This is a genomic window from Nocardioides cynanchi (assembly GCF_008761635.1).
Taxonomy (GTDB): domain Bacteria; phylum Actinomycetota; class Actinomycetes; order Propionibacteriales; family Nocardioidaceae; genus Nocardioides; species Nocardioides cynanchi.
Genome location: NZ_CP044344.1, coordinates 3,111,234 through 3,135,270, shown reverse-complemented (window position 1 = coordinate 3,135,270; position 24,037 = coordinate 3,111,234). Strand labels below are relative to the sequence as shown.

Here is a 24,037-nt window from a genome sequence, read left to right as displayed (position 1 = left end):
CGGAGGTCACCCATCCGGAAGACCTACGGCCGCGAATCCCCGCCGACAACTCGTCAGCACCTACCGCTGACAGAACCTCCCGGACACGCAAGGATCGAACCGTGAACCATCTCGCGTCGGTACCCACCGACCCTCCTGCGGAGGGTGGCGGATCCGGAGGCGCGCACCTGGCCGAGCTGCTCAAGCGCTCGAGCCGGGGCGACGAGGCCGCGTTCGCCGAGTGGTACGACGCGACCGCCTCGCGGGCCTTCGGCCTCGCGGTCCGGGTGCTCCGCGACCGGGCGCAGGCCGAGGAGGTGGTCCAGGAGGTCTACCTCGACTGCTGGCGCAGCTCCGCACGGTTCGACGACACCAGGGGCAGCGCCATCTCGTGGCTGCTCACGATCGTGCACCGCAAGTCGGTCGACCGGGTCCGGTCCGCCGAGGCGGCGAGCCGCAGGGACACGACGTACACCCAGCAGGAGCAGACGGTCGACCACGACTCGACGGCGGAGTCGGCCACGGCCTCGCTGGAGGCCTCACGGGTCCGAGCCGCCCTCGACCACCTCACGATCAAGCAGCGACAGGCGATCGAGTTGGCGTTCCTCGGCGGCTACACGCACACCGAAGTGGCCACGATGCTCGACCTCCCGGTCGGCACGACCAAGACCCGGATCCGGGACGGACTGATCCGGCTGAGAGACGCACTAGGCGTCGGAGAGGTGGCACAGGCATGAACAGCGACATTCACGGCCTCTCGGGCGCCTTCGCCCTGGACGCTGTCGACGACGTCGAGCGCGCGCAGTTCGCGCGTCACCTGGCCGCTTGTGCCGAGTGCCGCGCCGAGGTGCAGTCCTTCACCGAGACGGCCGCCCACCTGGCCGAGATCGAGAGCCAGGAGCCTCCCGCCGGGCTGCGCGCCCGGGTGTTGGCCGACATCGGGACGGTGCGTCCGTTTCCGCCGGAGACGACTGCACCTGTCCCGGCTCCGGCTGGCGCATCGGTTGTGAGCCTGCGTCGGCGCGCCCTGCCGGCACTCGTGGCTGCCGTGGTCGCGCTGATCCTGGCCGCCGGCGGCGCCGCCGTCTGGCATCCCTGGACCGGCAACCAGACCAACCAGACCAACTTGGCCGACCAGATCATCAACGCACCGGACGCCATCAAGATCACCGAGCCGGTGCCGGGCGGCGGCAAGCTGACCATCGTCCGGTCGGCCTCGCTCAAGCGTGCGGTGATGATCGGCGACCACGTGCCCGAGCCGCAAGCCGGTACGACGTACCAGCTCTGGCTCCAGCAGCCGGGACAGGGCATGGTCTCGGCAGGCCTGATGACCGACAGCACCGAGCCGACCGTGCTCGCCGGCGACGCCGCCACGGCCACCGCCGCGGCGATCACCGTCGAGCCCGAGACCGGCTCTGCCCATCCGACGTCGGACCCGATCGCGGTCTTCCCGCTGAGGTCGACCACGTGACCCCCGCCCGGCGGATCGCGGTCATCGGGTCCGGCGTGGCGGGCCTCACAGCAGCGCACATCGCGGCGAAGACCGCCGACGTGACGCTGTTCGAGGCCGACACCCGGCTCGGCGGCCATGCCGACACCCACGAGGTGGACGGCTTGGCCATCGACACCGGGTTCATCGTGCACAACCGCCGGACCTACCCGACCCTGATCCGGCTCTTCGACGAGCTCGGCGTCACCACTCAGACGTCGGAGATGTCGATGTCGGTGCGCGACGAGGAGGCGGGCCTGGAGTACGCCGGCGCCCTCGGCGCGAGCGGCCTGTTCCCGACCTGGCGCAACCTGGCCCGACCGCGGTTCCTGCGGATGCTGACGGAGGTGCCGCGCTTCCACCGGCGCGCCAGGGCGCTGCTGGAGACCCCGGCAGCGGCGGTCAACCGCGACCAGACCCTGCGCGACTTCCTCAGCGAGGGCCGCTTCTCGGCGTACTTCGGGCGGCACTTCATGGAGCCGCTCGTGGCGGCCGTGTGGTCGTGCGACCCGGAGGTCGCGCTGGACTACCCGGCCCGCTACCTCTTCGAGTTCCTCTCCCACCACGGGATGCTCGCGATCACCGGCTCGCCCGAGTGGCGCACCGTGGCCGGTGGCTCCCGCGAGTACGTCGCCAAGGTCGCGGCCGCTCTGCCGGACGTGCGCCTCGGCACCAAGGTCACCTCGGTGCGCGAGACCCCCACCGGCGTGGAAGTCACCGACGGCAACGGCCGGGTCACGTCGTACGACGCCGCGATCATCGCGACCCACCCCGACCAGGCTCTGGCGATGCTCGAGAGCCCGACCCCCGCCCAGCGCCAGGCGCTGGTCGCCATCCCCTACTCCGACAACCCCGCCCTGCTGCACACCGACGAGTCGCTGCTGCCCCGCGAGCCCCGCGCGCGGGCGTCCTGGAACTTCCTGCGCCCGCGCGTGGCCCGCGCCGGGGTGACCGTCACCTACGACCTGACCCGGCTCCAGCGGCTGCCGACCCAGACCCGCTACCTGGTCACTCTCGGCGCCGGCGACGGGACCGAGTCACTGGTCGACCCGTCGAAGGTGATCGCGCGGATGGAGTACGCCCACCCGCTGTACACCCCCGCCTCGGTCGCCGCCCAGCGGCAGCTGCCCGATGCGAACACCGAGCGCCTCGCCTTCGCGGGCGCCTACCACGGCTGGGGCTTCCACGAGGACGGCGCCCGGTCCGGGGCGGCCGCCGCGACCCACCTCGGTCTGGCCTGGCCCGAGCAGACTCACGCCGCGGCCGGCCGGCGGAGCCCGGAGACCGGGATGTTCGACACCAGGATCCGGCACGTCCGGCGGCGCCCGTTCAAGCGCAGCTTCGACAACCGCGCCCACACCTGGATGGTCGACCTCGACGACCTGCCCGACCACGGGCTGCTGGGCCGCTTCGAGGGCCGTGACCATCTCGGCTCGCCCGAGCGCGGCATCCGGGCCAACGTGGACGCGTTCCTCTCCGCTCACGGCATCGACCTGACCGGCGGCCGGGTGCTGATGGCGGCCAACGCCCGCGCGTTCGGCTACTGCTTCAACCCGATCAGCGTCTTCTGGTGCTTCGACCGCCACCATGCCCCGGCCGGCGTGATCGTCGAGGTGCACAACACCTACGGCGACCGGCACGCCTACCTCGTGCACCCCGACGAGCGCGGCCGCGCGCGGGCCGACAAGAAGCTCTACGTCTCGCCGTTCCACGGCACCGACGGGTGGTACGACCTCAGCGTCCCCGTGCCCGGGGACGAGCTGCTGGTCTCGGTCACCCTGCACACCGACGACGGTGCCGCCTTCAGCGTCACCCAGACCGGGCAGCGGACCACGACGAACGCGCTGCGGGCCGCGCCCCAGGCAATCCGGGGTGCCGTCGCGATCCGAACCCAGGGCATCTGGTTGTGGGCACGCCGCCTGCCGATCCAGCCCCGTCCCGACCACCACCAGGAGGGCGTCCGATGACCGTCTCCATCGCCCGTCCGGCCATCGACCAGTGGCCCGACCTCGCCGCCGTGCCCAGGGGCCTGCGCACCACGGTGTCGGCCGCCGTCGCCCGGCGGATCTTCCTGGCCGGCGTCCGGCGCCTGCCGGTCACCGTCCACCTCGGCGACGAGACCCTGGGCACCGGCGGTCCGGCGATGACCGTCCACCGGCCCGAGGAGTTCTTCGCCCGGCTGGGTCGGGGTGTACTGATCGGCTTCGGCGAGGCCTACCTCACCGGCGCCTGGGACGCGCCCGACCTCGGGGCCTTCCTGAGCGTGCTCGCGGCCGAGATGCCGACCCTGGTCCCGCCCAGCCTTCAGCGGCTGCGGGCACTCGCGGTGCTGCGCCCGCCGCACCACCAGAAGAGCACCACCGCCAACTCGCAGAACAACATCGCCCACCACTACGACCTGTCCAACGGCCTGTTCGAGCTGTTCCTCGACCCGGGCCTGAGCTACTCCTCGGCGCTGTTCGAGGCCGAGCGGGTCCACGACGACGGGTTCACCCGGGCCACCGACCCGGTGCCCGGCTCGGACCTGGCCGAGGGGCAGTGGCGCAAGATCGAGCGCCTGCTCGACCACACCGACGTGCGCTCGGGCAGCCGCGTGCTCGAGATCGGCACCGGCTGGGGCGAGCTCGCGATCGCAGCCGCACGGCGGGGCGCGGTCGTGCACTCGATCACGCTGTCGACCGAGCAGAAGGAGCTCGCCGAGCGCCGCATCGCCGACGCCGGCCTGTCCGACCGGGTCACCGTCGAGCTGCTCGACTACCGCGACCTCGTCGCGGTCGGGTCGCCGCACTTCGGTGCCTACGACGCGGTGCTGTCGGTGGAGATGATCGAGGCGGTCGGCTTCGACTTCTGGGAGGAGTACTTCGGCACCCTCGACGCCGTGCTCGCGCCGGGGGGTGCCGTCGGCATCCAGGCGATCACGATGCGGCACGACCGGATGCTGGCGACCCGCAACACCTACACCTGGATCAACAAGTACATCTTTCCTGGCGGCTTCCTGCCCTCGGTCGACGTGATCGACCAGATCACCCGGGACCACACCCGCTTGCGGGTCACCGACCGGCTCTCGTTCGGCCGGCACTACGCCGAGACCCTGCGGCAGTGGGACACCCGGTTCCTCGCCGCGCGGGAGCAGGTGCTGGCTCTCGGCTTCGACGAGACCTTCATCCGGATGTGGCACTTCTACCTGGAGTACTCCCTGGCGGGCTTCGCCTCGGACTACATCGACGTCAACCAGATCGTGATGAGGCAGGAGACCGGGTCGTGACGACGACGGGGACCCGATCCGGCACCCGTCGTACGACGTCCGCGGCGCGCGCCGACGTGGCGGCCTCGGGGGTCGCTGCCCTGCTGGCCGAGGCCGCGGCGCCGTTCGTCGGTGGCGACCTTCCGGTCCGGCTGCGCGCCTGGGACGGCTCCGAGGCCGGGCCCCGGGACGCGCCCGTGGTCGAGCTCCGCTCCCCCGACGCCCTGCGGCGGCTGCTCTGGCACCCCGGCGAGCTCGGTGCCGCCCAGGCCTACGTCACGGGCGAGCTCGAGGTGCCCGGCGACCTCGACGAGACCCTCACCCACGCCTTCGCGGTCGGCCGCCGGCGCGGGGTGACCGGCCGCCCGTCGGCCGCGGCGATCGCCCAGGGGGTACGCACCGTCCGGCAGCTGGGCCTGCTCGGTCTCCCTCCGGCACCGCCGGCGTCCCAGGCCCGGGTGCGTGGACGGCTGCACAGCCCACAGCGCGACCGCACCGCGATCAGCCACCACTACGACGTCTCCCACGAGTTCTACTCGCTGATCCTCGACCCGGCGATGGCCTACTCGTGCGCCTACTACGGCGACGACCCGACCCAGAGCGTCGCCTCGGCGCAGCGGGCCAAGCTCGACCTGGTCTGCGGCAAGCTCGGGATCGGCCGCGGCAGCACGATGCTCGACGTGGGCTGCGGCTGGGGCTCGCTCTCGCTGCACGCCGCCGAGCACTTCGGCGCGCAGGTCGTCGGGGTGACGATCGCGGCCGAGCAGAAGCGCTTCATCGACCGACGGATCGCCGAGCGCGGCCTTGGTGACCGGGTCGAGATCCGCCTGCAGGACTACCGCGACGTGCCCGAGCGCGACCACTTCGACGCGGTCGGCTCGCTGGAGATGGGTGAGCACGTCGGCGAGCGCAACTACCCGACGTACGTCGAGGTGCTGCGCCGCGCGGTGCGCCCGGGTGGGCGGGTGCTGGTGCAGCAGATGTCGCGCTCCGGACCCCACCCCGGTGGCGGGCCCTTCATCGAGTCGTTCATCGCACCCGACATGCACATGCGACCGGTCGGCGAGACCGTCGGTCACCTCGAGGCGGGTGGGCTCGAGGTGCGCGACGTGCACGCGCTGCGCGAGCACTACGTGTGGACCGTGGCCGGGTGGCTGCAGAACTTCGAGGCGCACCTGGCCGAGCTGACCGCTCTGGTGGGCGAGGAGTACGTCCGGGTCTGGCGGCTCTACCTGGTCGGCGGTGCGATGGCCTTCCGGGACGGCCGGATGGGGGTCGACCAGATCCTCGCCGTGCGCCGGGGGGCCGAGCACACCCTGCCTCCGCAGCGGTCCTGGTGATCACCACCTGGTGGGGGCTGGCGCTCCTGGCGGTCGGGGTCTCGGCCGCGGCGATGGTGGTCACCGCGCTCGTCGCCCGGCGGGTCGGGCGGGTCTCGGTCGTCGACGTCACCTGGGGCCTGGCCCTGGTGGCGATCGCCCTGGCGATGGCGGTCGCGGGCACGGCCACCCCGTGGCGGCGCTGGCTGGTGCTGGTGCTGGTCGCCGTCTGGGGGTGCCGGCTGGCCTGGCACATCCTTCGGCGCTCGCGGGGCAAGGGTGAGGACCCGCGCTACGAGGAGCTGCTCGACGGCGGGGGTCTCGGGGTCGCGGTACGCAAGGTCTTCCTGACCCAGGGCGTCGTGATCTGCCTGATCGCGCTCCCGTTGGTGGCGAGCGGTCACAGCGACCTCACCGCCTGGCCGGTGGTGGTGCTCGGCGTCGTCGTCTGGGCCGTGGGCGTGGCCTTCGAGACGGTCGGCGACGCCCAGCTCACGGCGTACCAGCAGGATCCTAACCGCGGGCCGGTGCTGGACCGTGGCCTGTGGGCCTGGACGCGGCACCCGAACTACTTCGGCGACGCCTGCCTGTGGTGGGGCATCTGGCTGGCCGGCGGTGCGGCGTCGGGCTGGCTGCCGGCGCTGCTGACCGTGCTGTCGCCGCTGGCGATGACCTACTTCATCCGGAACGTGACCGGGGCGAAGCTGCTGGAGAAGACCATGAGCACCCGCCCCGGCTGGGACGCCTACGCCGCCCGGGTGCCGCTGTTCTTCCCCCGCCCGCCCCGCCGCCCCTGACTCCTCCCCCTCAGCCCGCGCCGGGAGGCGTGGTTGACTCGCGGGATGGACCGGGTCGCGGAGGCGTTCGCCGCCTTCCCGCGGGCCGACTTCCTGCCCGCGAGCCAGCGGCGGCGGGCGTCGTACGACGGTCCGCTCGACATCGGGTGGGGGCAGACCAGCTCCCAGCCGCGCACCGTCGAGGCCATGCTGAGGCTGCTCGACGTGCATCCGGGCCAGCGGGTGCTCGACGTGGGCTCGGGCTCCGGCTGGACCACCGCCCTGCTCGCCCACCTGACCGGGCCGACCGGGCGGGTGCTCGGTGTCGAGCTCGAGCCCGACCTGGTCGACCTCGGCACCGCCCACCTCGATGCCCACGAGCTGCCCTGGGCGAGCATCCACGAGGCGCGGCCGGGCGTGCTCGGCCTGCCGGACGCCGCGCCGTACCACCGGATCCTGGTCTCGGCGATGGCCCGCGAGCTGCCCGACGAGCTGGTCGCGCAGCTGCACACCGGTGGGGTGATGGTCATCCCGGTCGCCGGCACCATGCTGCGGGTGGCCAGCTCGATGCGGGCGGTGCAGGTGACGCGGCACGGGTCCTACCGGTTCGTCCCGCTGCGCTAGCCCGGCGGGTCGACGCCCCACAGGGCGGCGACGTGTCGGACGTCGGTGCCGCAGCACCCACCCACGACCGCGAGCGCGGGCAGCCGGTCCGCGAGCTCACGGTGCGTGCGCACCAGCAGGCCGACATCTCCCTCGTCCAGGGTCTCGGCCTCGTCGAGCTCGGCGTGGGTCTGGGTCGAGGCGTTGGACCGCAGGCCGTGGATCCGCCCGGCGCGGTCACCGAGGTCGGCCAGGCCCGCGAGCACGTGGGTGGGATGGGCGCAGTTGACCATGAAGTACGCCGGTGGCGCCGCGTCGTCGACCCGCTCGACGGCCTCGGCCAGCGTCGTCCCGTTCGGCAGGCGGCCGTCGGTCTCGACCGTGAACGCCACCGATACCGGCAGCCCCGAGGCATCCGCCGCACGCACCACCCCGATGGCCTCGCCCGCGTCGGTGAGCGTGAGTGCGGACACCGCATCGGCACCCGCCTCGGCGAAGGCACGCACCTGCGGCTCGTGGTAGGCGGCGGCCTCGTCCGGGTCGACCACCGGCCCCGCGGCGTAGCCGTCCCCCCGGGGGCCGATGATCCCGCTGACGATCACCTCCGGCACCCGGCCGCGCCACTCCTCGGCGTACCCCTGGAGCAGGGCCACGGCCTCACGGTTCGCGTCCTCCAGCGCGGAGGCGTCGTGGCCCAGCACGGCTCCCCAGTCGGGGTTCGCCCGCCAGGTCGGTGTCTCGAGGCGGAGGCCGACGTCTGCTGCCGCCGCGACAGCGGCGTACCCCTCGTAGTAGTGGTGCAGGAGCCCACGCCCGTGCTCGGTCCACACCAGCGGGTACGCCGCGAACTCCGGCAGGTCCACGCCGTGGTGGAAGATCAGGTCGGTCTCGAGCCCGCCGTCCGTCACCCAGCGCCAGGTCTCTCGTCCCACGGCCGCTCCCTTCAGGTGAGTGACGTTCTACCAGAAGCCCGACCTTTCACCGAGTGTTCACGTGACGTAACGCGGACGAAAGAACCGTTGTGTTTGCTGGGGTTCCGGCCACCACTCAAGGCCGGACCGACGAGCGCACACAGACGGGGGACCCCCATGAGCAGCACGACGTCCGAGCCCACCGACCCCCACCGCCGCGGCCCCGGCCGGCCCCGCGGCGACGCGGACGCCGACCGCGACCGCGCGATCCGCACCACCGGCGGCCTCGCGGTGCTGCTCACCAACCGGCCGGACCTGCACGGAGTCCACCCACCGGCCGACCTGGCCTTCGAGGCGATCCGCTGGACCGCCTGACCTCGTCAGTAGCTCTTGGGCAGCCCCAGCGAGTGCATGGCGACGAAGTTCAGGATCATCTCGCGCGAGACGGGGGCGATCCGCCCGGCTCGGGTCGCGACCAGCAGGCCGGCCATGCCGTACTCCTGGGTGATCCCGTTGCCGCCGTGGGTCTGCACCGCGCGGTCGACGGCGTCACAGGCGGCCTCCGCGGCGGCGTACTTCGCCATGTTGGCCGCCTCGCCGGCTCCCAGGTCGTCGCCGGCGTCGTACAGCGCGGCGGCCTTCTGGGTCATCAGCCGGGCCAGCTCGATCTCGATCTTCGACTGCGCCAGTGGGTGAGCGATGGCCTGGTGGGAGCCGATCGGTCCCTGGAACACCGTGCGCTCCTTGGCGTACGACGCGGCGCGGTCGAGCGCGTAGCGGGCCAGACCGGTGGAGAACGACGCCGCCATGATCCGCTCCGGGTTGAGCCCGGCGAACAGCTGGACGAGCCCGCCGTCCTCGTCACCGACCAGGGCGTCGTCGGAGAGCCGCACGTCGTCGATGAACACCGTGAACTGGAGCTCCGGGCTGACGATCTCCATCGGGATCGGTCGGGCCTCGAAGCCGGCCGCGTCGGTCGGGACCACGAAGAGCACCGGCTTCACCTTGCCGGTCCGGGCGTCCTCGGCCCGGGCCACGACCAGCACGTTGTCGGCCTCGTCGACCCCGGAGATGTAGATCTTGCGCCCGTTCAGCACCCACTCGTCGCCGTCGCGACGGGCGGTGGTGGTGATGTTGTGGGTGTTGGTGCCGGCATCGGGCTCGGTGATCGCGAACGCCATCGTCGAGGTGCCGTCACAGATCCCCGGGAGCCAGCGGTGCTTCTGCTCCTCGGTGCCGTAGCGGCTGATGATGGTGCCGCAGATCGCGGGGCTGACGACCATCAGCAGCAGCGGGCAGCCCTGGGCGGCGAGCTCCTCGCAGACCGCCGCGATGTCGCCGATGCCGCCACCACCGCCGCCGTACTCCTCGGGGATGTTGATGCCGAGGTAGCCGTTCTTGCCGATCTCCAGCCAGAGCTCGGTGGTCTTCTCGCCGCTGCGCGCCTTCTCGGTGAACCACTCGCGGCCGAACTTGCCGGCCAGCTTGGCCACCTCACGGCGCAGCGCCTGCCGCTCGTCGGACTCGGTGTAGTTGGTCATGACTGCTCCTCTACGACAGCCAGCACCTCGCCGGCCGCAACCTGGGTGCCGACCGCGACGGTCAGCTCGGTCACCGTGCCGGCATGGGGCGCCGCCACGGTGTGCTGCATCTTCATCGCCTCGAGCACGAGCACGGCCTGGCCGGCCTCGACCGGTTCGCCCTCCCGGACGCCGACCGCTACGACGGTCCCCGGCATCGGGGCCAGCAGGCTGCCGCTGGCGATCGCGTCGGCCGGGTCGGTGAAGCGAGGCACGACGCTCAGCGCGACGTGCCCGGCCGCCCAGTCCACGTCCACCTCGGCGCCGGTCACCGCGACGTCGTACGTCGTGCGGACGCCGTCGGCCTCCAGCGTGACCTGGTCGGGCGCGACGGCGACCACGGTCAGGCCCTCGACCGCGTAGCCGTCACGGCCGCCGTACCACTCGACGACTACCTCGTCGTCGCCCCGCTCGAAGACCGTGCGCTGAGGCTGGCTGACGACGTTGCGCCACCCGACCGGTACGCCGTGCTGCACCCGACGGGTCAGGCTCGTGCCTGCCGCGAGCGCGAGGGCGGCGGCCGCCACCGCGGCGCGTTCGTCGGCCGGGGTCGCGGCCGGTGGCCGGTCCGCCAGGAACGCCGTGCTCACCTCGCCCGCCACGAAGGCGGGGTCCTCGAGGATGCTCACCAGGAGGTCGCGGTTGGTGGTGACGCCGTGCAGCCGTGCGCCGCGCAGAGCCGCGGACAGCCGTCGTACCGCCTGGTCACGGGTGGGCGCCCACGAGACGACCTTGGCCAGCATCGCGTCGTAGTGGGTGGAGACCTCGCTCCCGGACTCGACCCCGGAGTCGAGCCGCAGCCCGGGCCGGTTGAGGAGGTCGAACTCCGCGTCCACCCCGGGTACGTCGACCAGGGTCAGCCGGCCGCTCTGCGGCTGCCAGTCGGACGCGGGATCCTCGGCGTAGAGCCGGACCTCCACCGCGTGGCCGTAGGTCTCGCCGATCGCCCGAGGGTCGGGCGAGCGGCCCTCGGCGACCGCGATCTGGAGCTCGACCAGGTCGACGCCGTGCACGAGCTCGGTGACCGGGTGCTCGACCTGGAGCCGGGTGTTCATCTCCAGGAAGAAGAAGCGGCCGGCCTCGGGGTCGTAGAGGAACTCGACGGTGCCCGCGCCGCGGTAGTCGATCGCGGCCGCCGCCGACTCGGCGGCCTCGTGGAGCGCTGACCTCGTGTCGTCGGGGAGCCGCGGGGCCGGTGACTCCTCGACGACCTTCTGGTGGCGGCGCTGGATCGAGCAGTCGCGCTCTCCGAGCACGAGCACGCCGGCCCGGTGACCCACCACCTGAACCTCGACGTGGCGTCCGCGCTCGACGTACGGCTCGACGAAGACGGTGCCGTCACCGAACGCGCTCGCCGCCTCGGCGCTCGCCGCTTCGATCTCACCGGGCAGGTCGGCCAGGCGGCGGACGATCCGCATGCCCCGGCCGCCACCACCGGCAGAGGCCTTCACCAGCAGGGGAAAGTCGCCCACGCCCGGGTCGGCGGGCGCCTCCAGGACGGGGACGCCGGCCCGGCGCATCAGCTCCTTGGCGCGGACCTTCGAGCCCATCTGATCGATCGACTCGGGCGTGGGGCCGACCCAGGTCAGCCCGGCCTCGATCACGGCGCGGGCGAAGTCTGCGTTCTCGGAGAGGAAGCCGTAACCCGGATGGACCGCGTCGGCCCCCGACCTTCTCGCCGCCTCGACGAGAAGGTCGCGTCGCAGGTAGGTGTCCGCCGGGGAGGTGCCGGGCAGGTGGACCGCGAGGTCCGCCTCGCGCACGAACGGGAGGCCTGCGTCGGCGTCCGAGTACACCGCCACGGTCTCGATGCCGAGGCGCCGGCACGTCGCGAAGACGCGCCGGGCGATCTCGCCGCGATTGGCCACCAGCAGCCGCCGGATGCCACCCGACCGGTGGCCGAGCGGAGTCGAGGCCACGCTGCTCGCGTCGCTCATGTGCGGAACACCCCGTAGCCGTCGGTGCCCCTGATCGGCGCGTTCTCGATCACCGACAGGCAGACGGCCAGCACGGTCCGGGTGTCCCGCGGGTCGATCACGCCGTCGTCGTACAACATGCCGGAGAGGAAGAACGGCAGGCTCTGCTCCTCGACGGACTGCTCGATGAAGGCGCGCATCCCGGCGTCGGCCTCCTCGTCGTACACCTGACCGCGGGCCTCGGCAGCGGCGCGGGCCACGATCGAGAGCACCCCCGCGAGCTGGGCCGGCCCCATCACCGCGCTCTTGGCGCTCGGCCAGGTGAACAGGAAGCGCGGGTCGTAGGCGCGGCCGTTCATGCCGTAGTTGCCCGCGCCGTACGACGCGCCCATGATCACGCTGAGGTGCGGGACCTTGGAGTTGCTGACGGCGTTGATCATCTGGGCGCCGTGCTTGATGATGCCGCCCTGCTCGTACTCCGCGCCGACCATGTAGCCGGTGGTGTTGTGCAGGAAGAGCAGCGGCACGTCGATCTGGTTGGCGAGCTGGATGAACTGCGTCGCCTTCTGCGCCTCCTCGCTGAAGAGCACCCCCTGCGCGTTGGCCAGGATGCCGATCTGTCGACCGTGCAGCCGCGCCCAGCCGGTGACCAGCGAGGTGCCGTAGAGCGGCTTGAACTCGTCGAACGACTGCTCGTTGCCCGGCCCGACCCCGTCGCACACCCGCACGATCACCTCGCGCGGGTCGAACGGCTCCTTGAGGTCGGCCGGGACCAGGTCGAGCAGCCCGTCCGGGTCGGCGTCCGGCTCGGCCCACCCCCTCGTCGGTCGAGCGGAGTCGAGACCCCCAGCCTTCCGCCAGTTCAGCCGGGCCACGATCCGCCGCCCGATCCGGATCGCGTCGCGCTCGTCCTCGGCGAGGTAGTCGGCCAGGCCGGAGACCCGGGCGTGCATCTCGGCGCCGCCGAGCGACTCGTCGTCGGACTCCTCACCCGTCGCCATCTTCACCAGGGGCGGCCCGCCGAGGAACACCTTGGCCTGCTCGCGCACCATCACCGTGTAGTCGCTCATGCCGGGCACGTAGGCGCCGCCGGCGGTGGAGTTGCCGAAGACCAGCGCGATGGTGGGCTGACGCCGTGCCGACGCCCGGGTCAGGTCCCGGAAGACCTTGCCGCCGGGGATGAAGATCTCCTTCTGGGTCGGCAGGTCGGCGCCGCCGGACTCGACCAGCGAGATCGTCGGCAGGCCGTTCTCCTCGGCGATCTGCGCGGCCCGGAAGCCCTTCTTCACCGTCCACGGGTTGCTCGCGCCGCCCTTGACCGTCGGGTCGTTCGCGGTGATCAGGCACTCGACCCCCTCCACGACGCCGATCCCGGTGACCAGCGAGGCGCCGACCGAGAAGTCCGAGCCCCAGCCGGCCAGCGGCGACAGCTCGAGGAACGCCGATCCCTCGTCGACGAGCAGCTCGATCCGCTCGCGCGGCAGGAGCTTGCCGCGGGCGTGATGGCGGTCGACGTACTTCTGGCCACCGCCGCCGACGGCCTTGCCGTGCTCGGCCTCGAGATCGGCGAGCTTGTCCAGCATCGCCTCGCGGTTGGTCAGCGTGGTCACCGTTCGAGCACCGCCTTCATCCGCTCGAGCGTGGTCCGCATGCCCCGCTCGTTGGTGCGTCCGCGCAGCGGGCCGAGCAGCGTCCAGTACGCGCGCATCACCAGCGACGGCTCCAGCCGGAAGTACTCGGTCACCGTGGTCCCGGTGCCGTCGGGCTCGAGCCGGTAGCCCCAGTTGTTGACGGTCAGGTCGTCGGTGCCGACCGCGAACTCGAAGACCTCGTTCGGCTCGCACTGCGTGACCGTGCAGGCCGACCAGTACGTCGGGCCAACGCCGTTGCGCTTCACGTGCCCCTTGAACCTCGCACCGACCTCGGGCCCGGTCGACCCGTGGCGCCAGCGCGCCTCGAAGGTCTCGGGCGAGAACTCCCCGATCCGGGTGACGTCGCTGACCAGGGCCCAGACCTCCTCGACGGGCGCGTCGACGTGCAGCGAGACCTCGCGGGTGAGTGGCTTGTGCAGCGACAGCGTCATGGCGTGTATCCCAGCAGCCGCGCGGCCAGATCGGTCAGCACCTCGGTCGAACCTCCTCCGATGGGCAGGATCCGGGCGTCGCGGTAGTGCCGCTCCACCTCGGTCCCGCGCAGGTATCCCGTGCCGCCGTGCAGCTGCACGGCTTCGTCGCAGACGTACGACGACGCCTCGATCGCCGTCTGTTTCGCCAGGCAGGCCTCGGCGATCACGCTCTCGCCCGCCACGTGCCGAGCGGCCACGGTGTGGGTGTAGCTGCGCGCGACCGCGACCCGGCGGTGCATCTCGACCAGCCGGTGCCGCACCACCTGGTTGGCGATCAGCGGCTTGCCGAACGTCTCCCGCTCGCGGGTGTACGACGCGGCGAGGGCCAGGCTGCGGGCGGCGATGCCGTAGGCGTGCACGGCGAGCGCGATCCGCTCGACCACGAACTGCTCGGCGATCTGGGCGAACCCGGATCCCTCCTCGCCGACCAGGTTGGCCGCCGGGCACCCGCACGTCGGCGTACCCGAGCTCGGCGGTGTCGGAGCAGTGCCAGCCCAGCTTGGCCAGGCTCCGGTCGACGGTGAAGCCGGGCATCCCCTTCTCCACCACGAGCAGCGAGAGGCCGGCGTGCCCGGGTCCGCCGGTGCGCACGGCCGTGGTCACGAAGTCGGCCCGGACGCCGCTGGTGATGAAGGTCTTGGTCCCGTTGACGACGTACTCGTCGCCCTCACGCCGGGCCCGGGTGCGGATCGCCGCGACGTCGGAGCCGCCGCCCGGCTCGGTGACGGCCAGGCTGCCGATCAGCTCACCGGCCAGGGTCGGGCGGACGAACCGGTCGACGAGGTCCCGGTTGCCGCTGGCGGCCAGGTGCGGCAGGGCTATGCCGCCGGTGAACAGCGCCGCCATCAGGCCGCTCGACGCCCCGGTCTCGAACATCGCCTCCTGGAGCGCGATGCTGTCGAGCAGGTCACCGCCTTGGCCGCCGACGTCCTCGGGGAAGGACACCCCCAGCAGGCCCTGGTGCGCAGCGACGCGGTGGAGCTCCCGCGGCACCTCGCCGGCGTCCTCCCAGTCCTGGAGGTGCGGCAGCACCTCGCGGCGGGTGAACTCTCGCGCCACCTCCCGCAGCGCGTCCCGGTGCTCGAGCGGCTCGTCCCGGTGATCGAGCGGCTCGTCCCGGTGATCGAGCGGAGTCGAGATCACAGCAGCTCCTCCGGCACGTCGACCAGGCGCGAGCGGGCCCACTCCCCGAGCCCCTTGGCCTGCGGGTCGAACCGCGTCGACGCGGCCACACCGCGGCCGAGCAGCTCGTGGATCACGACGTTCACCCCGCCCAGCTCGGGCAGCGCGAAGACCTCGATCGGCAGCGGCGCCGTCTCGGGGAGCAGGTCATGGACGAAGGCGCGGGTGACGAGCCCGAGCAGCCAGGCCACCCGGTCGTCGTACGACGGGTGCCCGTCCCGGGCCACCCACAGCCCGAGGTTGGCGTCACCGCCCTTGTCGCCGGAGCGAGCGTGTACGAAGGACCCCAACGGCCGGCGGAGCACCTCGCCCCGAGCCGCGTAGACCGGCAGGCGCAGCTCGTCGACGTTGTCGTCGCCGATCCCGGGCGGGTCGTCGACCACGACCTCGTGTCCGTCGGCGTGCGTGACGGTGTGGGTCACCGAGCTGCGGTCGACGTACTCCGCGCGGTAGACGGCGTACGGCGAGCCGGGGCCGGGCGGCGCGGTCATCGTGAAGCCGGGGTACGACGCCAGGGCCAGCTCGACGGCAGCGCTGCTGAAGCCGCGGCCCACGGCCTCAGCGGAGGCGTCCTGGACGGTGCAGCGCAGGAGGGTCGACGCGCCCTCCTCGGTGTCGGCGTCGGGGCGCGGCAACGGGCCGAGGGTCCAGGTCACCGACGACGCGGTCAGCCGCGGCTCGAGCTGGGCCCGGACCCAGGCGGCCTTCGCCTCGACGTCGAGCCCGGTCAGCACGAAGTCGACGGAGTTGCGATGGCCACCGAGCTCGTTGACGCACACCTTGAGCTGTTCGGGCGGCGCCGAGCCGCAGACGCCGCTGATCCGCACCCGGTCGGGGCCGTCGTCGCCGAGCCGCACCGTGTCCAGGTGCGCCGTGACGTCTGGCCCCAGGTAGCGGGTGGACTGCACCTCGTACATCAGCTGCGCGGTGACGGTGTCGAGCGTGACCATCCCGCCCGTCCCACCGTGCTTGGTGACCACCGACGACCCGTCCTCGTGCACCACGGCGAGCGGGAACCCCAGTGGTCGTCCGGGATCGGGGATCGCGAGGAAGCCCGAGAAGTTGCCGCCGGTGGCCTGGGTGCCGCACTCGAGCACGTGCCCGGCGACCACGGCACCGGCCAGCTCGTCGTACGCCGTGGGGTCCCAGCCGAAGTGGGCGACCGCCGGCCCGACGACCAGCGAGGCGTCGGTGACCCGCCCGGTCACCACGATGTCGGCACCCGAGGAGAGGGCCTCGGCGATGCCGAAGCCACCGAGGTAGGCGTTGGCGGTGAGCGCGCCCGTCATGCCGAGCGACCGCACGTCGTCCCCGTGGACGTACGCGATCGCGGGCGAGAGGCCCTGCGCGGCCGCGATCTCCTGGAGCCGCGCCGCCAGGCCGGCCGGGTTGAGGCCACCGGCGTTGGAGACCAGCTTCACGCCCCGCTCCAGCGCCAGGCCGAGGCAGTCCTCGACCTGGCGGACGAAGGTCCGCGCGTAGCCCAGCGAGGGGTCCTTGAGCTGGTCGCGACCCAGGATCAGCATGGTCAGCTCGGCGAGGTAGTCACCGGTCAGCACGTCGAGCGGGCCGTCCTCGAGCATCTCGCGCATCGCGGAGAGCCGGTCGCCGTAGAACCCGGAGCAGTTGCCGATCCGCAACGACGGTCGAGCGGGGTCCAGACCGGTCATCGGCGCTCCCGTCCCTCACCGGGCGGTCCCGCGAAGCACTGGGCGATGCCGAGCCAGGTGGTGGCGTCACGTCCGGTCGCGACCAGCGACGTGTCGAGGCGGTGGATGCGCTGGGTGACCAGGAGGCAGAAGTCGTACGCCGCGCCGGTCACGGTCTGCGCCGCGTCCTCGGGACCCCAGGCCCAGAGGTCACCGGACGGGGCGGTCAGCGAGACCCGGAACTCCTCGGTCGGCCGGTCGAGGCCGTGCACCGCGAACGCGAAGTCGCGGGTCCGGACCCCGAGGTGGGCCACGTGCCGGATCCGGTCGGTGGGCTCGGGCTCGACCCCGAGGGCCGCGTGGACGTCGAGGCCGTGGGCCCAGGTCTCCATGAACCGCGCGGTCGCCATCGAGGTGGCCGACATCGGGGGCCCGAACCACGACAGCTTCGCACCGGGCGGGTGGGCGCGAAGCGCCGCGGCCAGGTCGGTGCGCGCCGTACGCCAGCGGGAGAGGAGGTCGACCGGGGCGACGGCGCCGCCGGCCAGGGCAGCGAGGTCGACGCCCTGCTCGCCGGTGCCGATCAGCTCGGTGACCAGGGCGTCCCAGGTCGTCTTGTCGGTGGCCGCGGCGACGGCGGCCTCGTCGGTCCAGGCGAGGTGGGCGATCTGGGTGGCGACGTCCCAGCCGGCGGCCGGAGTCGGGGTGCGCCAGCCCGCCTCGGGGAGGTCGGCGACCAGCGTCTCCAGCAGGTCGCCCTCGGCGGCGAGGTCGGCGAGCACGCCCTCGAGCACGCTGTCCGTCGGGGAGGTGCTCATGCCGCCGCCAGGGCGACGTCGAGGGTGCGTGCCCACTGGTCGAGGATCCGGTTGCGGCGGCGGGTGTCGTCGGTGATCGTGGCCGCCAGGCCGAGGCCGCGGACCAGGTCCAGGGTGGCCTGCACGAGCTCGCGCACGCCCGGCCGGGTCTCGTCGGCGCCGAGCAGGTCGACGGTCATCCGATGGGTCTCGCGGCCGATCCGGAGCTCGAGGGGAGCGACCGCCTCGAGGAGGGCGGGGTCGGTGCGGGCCGCCACCCACAGCTCCAGCGCCGCGGTGAACACCGGTGACGCGAAGTGGTCTCCGAGCATCCGCAGCACGGCCCGGGTCCGCTGCGGACCGTCCGGTACGGCGGCCGCCGCGGTGGCGAGCTCTGCTCCGCGGACCTCGGTCAGGTGGGCGACCGCGGCCACCACCAGGTCGTTCTTGGTCGGGAAGTGGTGCAGCTGGGCGCCCCGCGAGACACCGGCGAGCTCGCTCACCAAAGTGGTCGAGGTGCCACCGAAGCCGCGCTCGACCAGGCACTCGATGGTGGCGTCGATCAGCCGGGCGCGCATCGCCCGCGACCGCTCCCCCTGCGGCACCCGGGTGGTCGTCACCGGCCCATCGTGACGTCGTACAAACAAACAGTCAAGCCTGACTGTTTCTGCCGAGTCGGCGCAAACAGGCACTGCCATCACGCTGAGTCGGCGCAAAGGGACACGGCAATCCCGCCGAGTCGGCGCAAACAGGCGCTCAGGTCCCGCCGAGTCGGCGCAAACAGGCGCTCAGGTCACGCCGAGCCGTCTACGCGGATCGACCGTACGACGCGGGCCGGGTTGCCGACGGCGAGCACGCCCGCGGGCAGGTCGCGGGTGACCACCGCGCCAGCGCCCACCACCGTGTCCGCTCCGATCGTCGCACCCGGGCACACGATGACCCCGCCGCCGAGCCACACGTTGTCGCCGATGGCGATCGGCTCGGCAGACTCCCACTTGTCCCGGCGGGCCTCGGGCTCGAGCGGGTGGGTGGCGGTGAGCAGCTGGACGTTCGGCCCGATCTGTACGTCGTCACCGACGGTGATCCGGGCGACGTCGAGGCACAGGAGCCCGAAGTTGGCGAACGTTCGAGCCCCGACCTCGATCTGGAAACCGTACTCGCACCGGAACGGCGGGCGGATGTTGCTGCCCTCACCGAAGCGGCCGAGCAGCTCGCCGAGCAGGGCGTCGCGCTCGTCGTCCCGATCGGGGGCGGCGGTGTTGATGAGGTGGAGGAGCCGGCGGCAGCGGCGGGTGTCGGCGTCGAGCGACGCGTCGAACACGTACGGCTCGCCCGCGAGCATCCGGTCGCGCATCGATCGCCCGTCGTCTGCGACACCGTCCATGGCTCCGATCCTGACATTCCACGCGGCGTCGCCACGTCGTACCCAGCCGTTCGCGGTGCTTGACGACCGTTGGCCCCGCGATCCGAGCGCCTCTTTGCGCCGACTCGGCGTAATCCGAGCGCCTCTTTGCGCCGACTCGGCATGATCCGAGCGCCTCTTTGCGCCGACGCGGCGTGATCTCAGTGCCTCTTTGCGCCGACTCGGCTTACTCGAGGCGGGCGACGACCGGCAGGCGGGAGCGGGCGACGAGGCCGACGACGGCGGCGGTGAGCACGGGCAGCGCGAGGACCAGCGCACCGATCAGCAGCCACGGGATGTCGAGGTAGTGCGAGGGCCCGGGTTCGCCGGTGAAGTTGCGGGTCAGCGGATAGGTGACCGCGATCCCCGGGATGAAGCCGACCCCGGCCCCGAGCACCGCGCCGACCAGCCCGACCGCCACGGCGTACGCCGCCGCGACGCCTCGCCGAGTCCGCGGCGAGGCGCCGACGGCGGACAACGTGGCCAGGTCGGGACGCGCGTCCGACAGGGCCAGGAACGTGGCGGTCAGGGTGCCGCCGAGCATCAGCACTCCACCGAGGCCGAACAGGATCCAGAGCACGACCTGCTCGCTGCCCGGCACCTGGTAGCCACGCTCGACATAGAGGTACGACGTGGGGTCGAGGCCGGTCAGCGCCTCGCGCAGGGTGCTCTCCTGGGCACCGGTGAGCGGGGTCCCGTCGAGGAGCAGGCCGACCGGTCGCGGGCTGAGCCCCGCCCGCCGGGCCACCGACGGGGGCAGGACCGCCTGCGAGGGAGTCGAGACCGACCCGACACCCACGTAGGTCGCCGGGACCGTCGTCGCGTGCCCGGGGCCGAGGCGGAGCACCAGCGTGTGCACCGGTTCGGCGTCCTGCACGAACACCACCGCCCGGCCGGCGCGCAGCGCGTGGTCGACCTGGGTCAGGCCGGCTGAGTCCAGCGCAGGGCTCAGCAGCGCACCCACGGCACCGTCGGTCGACCCGGCGACCAGCACCGTCGACGGGAAGGTGGAGTGCCAGTTGGCCTGCACGGCACCGTTGCCCGGGATCTGGAGGGACACCCGGCTCGCGGAGTCGACACCGGTCACGTCCTCGATCCCCGCCGCCGGGGCGATCCGCCCGACCGCGGCCCGCACCGCCGGCCAGTCGGGGGTCCGCGGGCTGAGGTCGATCGCGCTGAGGCCGACCGGCATCAGCGGCTGGTACTCCGCCTTCGCCTGGGCCTGGTCGCTGCTGTTCGCGATCGAGAGCGCCACGACCCCGGCCACGGTCGCAGCGACGGCGGCGACGGCCGGCACGGTCCGGGTGCGGTGCCGGGCAGCGTCGCGGACGGCGTACCGCAGCGGCAGCGGGAGCCCCCGGCCGAGCCGGGCCACGGCGGTGACCACCACCGGCACCAGGAAGATCATCCCGAAGACCGACACCACCGCGGCGCCGGCGATCAGGAACTCCCCGCTGCCCTGACGGGATCCCAGCACCGCGCCGAGCACGCCGAGGGCGAGCAGGACGACCCCCACGAACGGCGAGCGCCGGCTCGCCGCGCGGTCTCCACGTCGCCCGGCCAGCACCGCGACGACGTCCTGCCGCGAGGCGATCCAGGCCGGCACCACCGCAGCCAGGAAGGAGCTGAGGAAGCCGAAGGCGGCGATCCCGGCCAGATGGGTCCAGCGCACCTGGAACGGACCGAACCAGGTGCCCTGCATCCCCTGGAGCACGGGGAGGAGCAGTCGTGCCAGACCGATCCCGAGCACCGTGCCGACGACCGCGCCGATCGTCCCGAGCACGACGGCCGAGCCGAGGATGACCCGGCGCGCCTGGGACGGGTTCCCGCCGTTCGCGGCAATCAGTGCCAGCGCCCGCGACTGGCGGCGCGCCCCGACCGCGAAGGCCGGGCCGGCGAGCAGCACGACCTCGAGGAGGGCCATCACCCCGATCAGGGCGAGGACGGCGTAGAGCTGCGAGCTGTCGCCGGTGTAGCCGCGGAACTCCGGTGCGAGCTGCGACGTGGCCGGTGGGTGCTCGATCACCTGGCGCGAGAGCACGACACCGCCCACGGCGTTCACGGCCCGCACCTGGGCCCAGGTCACCGGGGGGCCGCCGAACAACCACGTGCGCACCCCGGCTCCCGGCCCACCCACGTGCACCAGGGTCGAGTCGACGGTGCCGACGATGATCGGCTGCGTGCGCTGGTCGGCGGACTCGGCGGTGCCGACCACCGTGAGGCTCTGGCCACCGGTCAGGGTGACCCGGTCGCCGACGGCATAGCCGTGTCCGGCCAGGGCGGCGTTCACGTCCACCTCGTCGGCGGCGGACGGGAGGCGGCCCGAGGTCAGACGGAACAGCCCTGCGGTGAGCGGGCTGTGGGGGTCGAGCCCGGTCGCGTCCGCCTGGAGGACCCCCACCTCCGTGCGGATGCCGACCTGCCGCAGGCGCAGCTCGGTCATCGGACGGATGCCGCCGAGCGCGGCCCGGACCCCGGCCAGGGTCGCCGGCCCCTTCGCGCCGTGCTGGTCGCGGGTCGCGACGCCCCCGCTGTCGGGGTCGGCGGTCTGGTGCACCGAGCTGACGCCCGGCAGCAGCTGGACCCGCGCCTCGGCGTGCCCGAGCCGCCGGTCGAGGCCCTCCACCGAGCTGACGCTCGAGGTCGCCTGGGCCACGTCGGCGGCGACCACGGCGATCACCGGGAACGTCACCATCACCAGCACCAGGGCGCTGCGCGCACGGGACCGGCGTACCTCCCGCCAGGCCAGCCGGAGCGCCAGCCGCCAGCCCGAGAGCAGGCTCATCGGGTCGAGCCCAGGAGCGCGTCGGGCCGGTCACTGCCGGACTCGTCGACGACCACACCGTCGCGGAGGAACACCACCCGGTCGGCCCACGCGGCGTGCCGCGCCTCGTGCGTGACCAGGACCCCCGCGGCGCCCGCGTCACACCGGGCCCGCAGCAGCCGGAGCACCTCCTCGCCGGTCTCGCTGTCGAGGGCACCGGTCGGCTCGTCGGCCAGGATCAGCCGGCGGTCGCCCACGATGGCGCGGGCGATGGCGACCCGCTGCTGCTGCCCGCCCGACATCTCGTCGGGGAAGCGTGCGGCGAGGTCGCCGATGCCGACCTCGTCCAGGGCGACCCCGGCTGCCCGGCGGGCGGCCCGGCTCCCCTGGCCGTCGAGCTCGCGGGGAAGGGCGACGTTCTCGATCGCGGTCAGGGCCGGGATCAGGTTGAAGTCCTGGAAGACGTAGCCGATCGAGGTACGGCGCATCGCGGCGCGGCCCTTCTGCCCGAGCCCGGCCAGGTCGGTGCCCTCGACGCGGACGACGCCCGCGGTCGGGGTGTCCAGACCGCCGGCCAGCGTCAGCAGGGTCGACTTACCGGAGCCCGAGGGACCCATCACGGCGACCAGCTCGCCGGGGTACGCCGCGAAGCTCACCTCGCGCAGGGCGTGCACCTCGGTGGCGCCGGCGCCGTGGACCCGGGTGACGGACGCGAGCTCGAGGACGGCGCTCATCGGGAGGCCTCCTGGTCGCTCGTGGCGGCGGGTCTCGACTCCGCTCGACCACCGGGAGGCTCCGCTCGACCACCGAGCGCCTGTGCGTCCTCGCGCTCCAGGGCGGCCCGGCGCAGGCGTGCCTCGCAGTGGTCGAGCCAGCGGATCTCGGCCTCGGCGGCGAAGACCAGCGAGTCGAGGACCAGGCTCCACGCGAGCTCCTGAGGCTCGGCCCCGGTGCTCCGGCGCTTGAGCCGGGTGTAGTCCTGCAGGGCGGTCATGGTGGCGGTGCGCTGCTGCTGGATCACGGTCCCGACGTCGACGCCCGGCACGCTGACGGCCAGGGCGAGCTTGATCGCCAGCTCCTCGCGCGGCGGCTGGGTGCGCGAGACCGGGGAGGTGAACCACGAGACCACCTCGTCGCGACCGGTCGAGGTGACGGCGTACATCACGTGGCCCTCCCCGTCCGCGCCCTGCCCCTCGACCAGCCCGTCCCGCTCGAGCCGGGCCAGGGTCGTGTAGACCTGCCCGACGTTGAGGGGCCAGGTGCCCCCCGTGCGGTGCTCGAACTCCGCCCGCAGCTGGTAGCCGTAGCGGGGGCCCTGCTCGAGCAGGGCCAGCAGCGCGTTGCGCACCGACATCGAGAGCTCCTCTCGCTCCATGGCCCCCGTGGCCATGGATACGGAGTATGTATACGCCCATGCATATCGGGTATGCAAGCACATTGCGCGAACTCTCGGGTGCGTCGATCGTGTTCGCCGGGCCCCGGGACCGGACATACTCGTGCCACCCGGGTGGGCGACCAGACGCCGACCCGCCGCCCATGAGGGGACGACGCATGTCGCAGTACGGCAACCCACCGGATCCCGAGCAGCCGGGCCAGTCCGGGCAGCAGCCTCCCGCCAATCCCTACGGCGCACCCCCGCCGCCCAACCCGTACGGCGAGCCCAACCCCTACGGCAGCGCGCAGCAGGACCCCTACACCGCTCCGGGCGGCAGCCCCTACGGCGGCGCCCCGGCGAACCCGTACGGCGCCCCGGCCAACCCCTACGGCGCGTCCGGCCCCTACGGCCAGCAGGCGCCGGGATTCGCGGTCTCGGGCTACGCATCGTGGATCTCCCGGGTGGCGGCCTCGATCATCGACGGGCTGCTGGCGGCGGTCGCCGGGATCCCGGCCTGGATCGGCTACGGGATCCTGATCGCCAACTCCACGACCACCACCGACGCCAACGGCGTCACCACGACGCACACCAGCGGAGGTGCGGGTGCCGCGATCCTGATCCTGGTCGGCATCGTCACCTACGCCGCGTTCTGGATCTGGAACGTCTGCATCAAGCAGGGCCGCACCGGTGCCACGATCGGCAAGGGCGTGCTCTCGATCCGCCTGATCAACGGCGAGGGCCGGCCGATCGGCGCGGGCATGTCGTTCCTCCGCCAGCTCGCGCACATCCTCGACGGCATCTGCTACATCGGCTACCTCTGGCCCCTCTGGGACGCCAAGAAGCAGACCTTCGCCGACAAGATCATGAGCACCGTCGTGGTCAACGCCAGCAACCCGGTGCCGCCGGTCTGACCGGTCGGCCCGACC

General features: G+C 72.8%; 22 protein-coding genes and 1 pseudogene. 9 read left to right on the top strand and 14 right to left on the bottom strand.

Features of this window, described 5'->3' with window-relative positions:
• Positions 1-101 precede the first annotated feature (101 nt).
• The 7 genes from sigK to E3N83_RS15070 are packed head-to-tail and all read left to right on the top strand — an operon-like array spanning position 102 to position 7,431.
• Positions 102-716 carry an ECF RNA polymerase sigma factor SigK gene (sigK, locus tag E3N83_RS15100; protein WP_151084003.1) on the top strand — a complete coding sequence of 205 codons (615 nt, stop codon included), beginning with the start codon at positions 102-104 and terminating at the stop codon, positions 714-716.
• Positions 713-1,450: an anti-sigma factor gene (locus E3N83_RS15095; RefSeq protein WP_151084002.1), complete on the top strand. Its 738-nt coding sequence runs from the start codon at positions 713-715 to the stop codon at positions 1,448-1,450. The genes sigK and E3N83_RS15095 overlap by 4 nt, the downstream gene beginning before the upstream one ends.
• Positions 1,447-3,435, top strand: coding sequence for an FAD-dependent oxidoreductase (locus tag E3N83_RS15090; RefSeq protein ID WP_202879234.1), 1,989 nt, complete (start codon positions 1,447-1,449; stop codon positions 3,433-3,435). The genes E3N83_RS15095 and E3N83_RS15090 overlap by 4 nt, the downstream gene beginning before the upstream one ends.
• Positions 3,432-4,733, top strand: a complete 1,302-nt coding sequence (locus E3N83_RS15085; protein ID WP_151084001.1) for an SAM-dependent methyltransferase — start codon at positions 3,432-3,434, stop codon at positions 4,731-4,733. The genes E3N83_RS15090 and E3N83_RS15085 overlap by 4 nt, the downstream gene beginning before the upstream one ends.
• Positions 4,730-6,052: an SAM-dependent methyltransferase gene (locus tag E3N83_RS20255; protein ID WP_272950263.1), complete on the top strand. Its 1,323-nt coding sequence runs from the start codon at positions 4,730-4,732 to the stop codon at positions 6,050-6,052. The genes E3N83_RS15085 and E3N83_RS20255 overlap by 4 nt, the downstream gene beginning before the upstream one ends.
• On the top strand, positions 6,049-6,828 hold the full coding sequence (locus E3N83_RS15075; protein WP_272950262.1) for a DUF1295 domain-containing protein: 780 nt from the start codon (positions 6,049-6,051) through the stop codon (positions 6,826-6,828). Before E3N83_RS20255 ends, E3N83_RS15075 begins: the two co-directional genes overlap by 4 nt.
• A gap of 45 nt (positions 6,829-6,873) precedes the next feature.
• Positions 6,874-7,431, top strand: a complete 558-nt coding sequence (locus E3N83_RS15070; RefSeq protein WP_151084000.1) for a protein-L-isoaspartate O-methyltransferase family protein — start codon at positions 6,874-6,876, stop codon at positions 7,429-7,431.
• Here the strand turns inward: E3N83_RS15070 and E3N83_RS15065 are convergent.
• Positions 7,428-8,342, bottom strand: a complete 915-nt coding sequence (locus tag E3N83_RS15065) for a homocysteine S-methyltransferase family protein (RefSeq protein ID WP_202879233.1) — start codon at positions 8,340-8,342, stop codon at positions 7,428-7,430. The two genes, E3N83_RS15070 and E3N83_RS15065, sit on opposite strands and share 4 nt — an antisense overlap.
• Positions 8,343-8,498: 156 nt before the next feature.
• On the opposite strand from E3N83_RS15065, the gene E3N83_RS15060 reads away from it, so the two are divergent.
• On the top strand, positions 8,499-8,696 hold the full coding sequence (locus E3N83_RS15060) for a hypothetical protein (RefSeq protein ID WP_151083999.1): 198 nt from the start codon (positions 8,499-8,501) through the stop codon (positions 8,694-8,696).
• A gap of 5 nt (positions 8,697-8,701) precedes the next feature.
• Here the strand turns inward: E3N83_RS15060 and E3N83_RS15055 are convergent, their stop codons facing one another.
• The 13 genes and pseudogenes from E3N83_RS15055 to E3N83_RS15000 form a co-directional block, all read right to left on the bottom strand.
• Positions 8,702-9,862, bottom strand: coding sequence for an acyl-CoA dehydrogenase family protein (locus E3N83_RS15055; protein WP_151083998.1), 1,161 nt, complete (start codon positions 9,860-9,862; stop codon positions 8,702-8,704).
• Positions 9,859-11,838, bottom strand: a complete 1,980-nt coding sequence (locus tag E3N83_RS15050) for an acetyl/propionyl/methylcrotonyl-CoA carboxylase subunit alpha (RefSeq protein WP_151083997.1) — start codon at positions 11,836-11,838, stop codon at positions 9,859-9,861. The genes E3N83_RS15055 and E3N83_RS15050 overlap by 4 nt, the downstream gene beginning before the upstream one ends.
• Positions 11,835-13,400: an acyl-CoA carboxylase subunit beta gene (locus E3N83_RS15045; RefSeq protein ID WP_151085326.1), complete on the bottom strand. Its 1,566-nt coding sequence runs from the start codon at positions 13,398-13,400 to the stop codon at positions 11,835-11,837. The genes E3N83_RS15050 and E3N83_RS15045 overlap by 4 nt, the downstream gene beginning before the upstream one ends.
• A 23-nt stretch (positions 13,401-13,423) precedes the next feature.
• Complete coding sequence (locus tag E3N83_RS15040; protein WP_151083996.1) at positions 13,424-13,900, bottom strand: SRPBCC family protein; 477 nt, start codon at positions 13,898-13,900, stop codon at positions 13,424-13,426.
• Positions 13,897-14,325 carry an acyl-CoA dehydrogenase family protein gene (locus E3N83_RS20075; protein ID WP_238343195.1) on the bottom strand — a complete coding sequence of 143 codons (429 nt, stop codon included), beginning with the start codon at positions 14,323-14,325 and terminating at the stop codon, positions 13,897-13,899. The genes E3N83_RS15040 and E3N83_RS20075 overlap by 4 nt, the downstream gene beginning before the upstream one ends.
• 127 nt (positions 14,326-14,452) lie before the next feature.
• Positions 14,453-14,974, bottom strand: a pseudogene (locus tag E3N83_RS20070) (acyl-CoA dehydrogenase family protein); the annotation flags it as partial.
• A 107-nt stretch (positions 14,975-15,081) separates the two neighbouring features.
• On the bottom strand, positions 15,082-16,794 hold the full coding sequence (locus E3N83_RS15030) for an acyclic terpene utilization AtuA family protein (protein ID WP_151083995.1): 1,713 nt from the start codon (positions 16,792-16,794) through the stop codon (positions 15,082-15,084).
• On the bottom strand, positions 16,791-17,591 hold the full coding sequence (locus E3N83_RS15025; protein WP_151083994.1) for a TIGR03084 family metal-binding protein: 801 nt from the start codon (positions 17,589-17,591) through the stop codon (positions 16,791-16,793). Before E3N83_RS15025 ends, E3N83_RS15030 begins: the two co-directional genes overlap by 4 nt.
• Positions 17,588-18,190, bottom strand: a complete 603-nt coding sequence (locus tag E3N83_RS15020; RefSeq protein WP_238342933.1) for a TetR/AcrR family transcriptional regulator — start codon at positions 18,188-18,190, stop codon at positions 17,588-17,590. The genes E3N83_RS15025 and E3N83_RS15020 overlap by 4 nt, the downstream gene beginning before the upstream one ends.
• A 173-nt stretch (positions 18,191-18,363) precedes the next feature.
• Positions 18,364-18,954, bottom strand: coding sequence for a sugar O-acetyltransferase (locus E3N83_RS15015; protein WP_202879232.1), 591 nt, complete (start codon positions 18,952-18,954; stop codon positions 18,364-18,366).
• A 205-nt stretch (positions 18,955-19,159) separates the two neighbouring features.
• On the bottom strand, positions 19,160-21,757 hold the full coding sequence (locus E3N83_RS15010) for an FtsX-like permease family protein (RefSeq protein ID WP_151083993.1): 2,598 nt from the start codon (positions 21,755-21,757) through the stop codon (positions 19,160-19,162).
• On the bottom strand, positions 21,754-22,470 hold the full coding sequence (locus E3N83_RS15005) for an ABC transporter ATP-binding protein (protein WP_151083992.1): 717 nt from the start codon (positions 22,468-22,470) through the stop codon (positions 21,754-21,756). Before E3N83_RS15005 ends, E3N83_RS15010 begins: the two co-directional genes overlap by 4 nt.
• Positions 22,467-23,126, bottom strand: coding sequence for a PadR family transcriptional regulator (locus tag E3N83_RS15000; protein ID WP_238342932.1), 660 nt, complete (start codon positions 23,124-23,126; stop codon positions 22,467-22,469). The genes E3N83_RS15005 and E3N83_RS15000 overlap by 4 nt, the downstream gene beginning before the upstream one ends.
• Positions 23,127-23,287: 161 nt before the next feature.
• Between E3N83_RS15000 and E3N83_RS14995 the strand changes: the two genes are divergently transcribed.
• Positions 23,288-24,022, top strand: a complete 735-nt coding sequence (locus E3N83_RS14995; RefSeq protein ID WP_151083991.1) for an RDD family protein — start codon at positions 23,288-23,290, stop codon at positions 24,020-24,022.
• The last annotated feature ends 15 nt before the right edge of the window (positions 24,023-24,037 follow it).